The following is a 553-nucleotide window of genomic DNA, read 5'->3' on the forward strand; positions in this document are numbered from 1 at the left end:
CATTGATAAAGGTTGGCAACACGTTCTTCACCAATAGCGATGAACATAAAGCTAACTTAGAGATAAGCAATGCGATGAAAGATGCGGTGCTCGAAATGAAGCTCTATGAAACGGCAATAGATTCGAGTAATCCGTTACCTTTCCCTATCGATGCCGCTCGTATCTTGTATCAAGACGAGTTTGATGGCCTGTACTATCGCCTAAAGCAAGCAAGAACCACTGTACATTTGGATAAGTTAGTTAAAGACGTCGATAAATTCTCTGAAAACTTCCCTGTTGGATTCCAAGATATCAATGACCTACGCTTCCAAACAGCGGACAAGTATCTACAATTCTCCGACATTCTGTTGAATAAGAGAAAGACCACCAGCGCTAGACGAGCAATGAAGAAAGCGAACGATTTGATGAAACAAATTGAGCAAGATTCCAAGCAAAGTTAACAAATTTTGTCTCATTTGAGGGGCTTCTAAGCCCCTTTCCTCAAAAACGCCTTGCCTTTATGCACTCAGACGACTAGCTTATTAGTGTTGCTGTAGTAAGGAAGATAGACTTT

The 553-nt window shown here is 41.0% G+C and carries 1 pseudogene; it reads left to right on the forward strand.

Annotated elements, in window-relative coordinates:
• Positions 1-440: pseudogene (locus R7Q48_RS30010) on the forward strand (serine/threonine protein kinase); the annotation flags it as partial.
• Between the last annotated feature and the right edge of the window lie 113 nt (positions 441-553).

The sequence above is a fragment of the Vibrio sp. 378 genome (assembly GCF_033339435.1).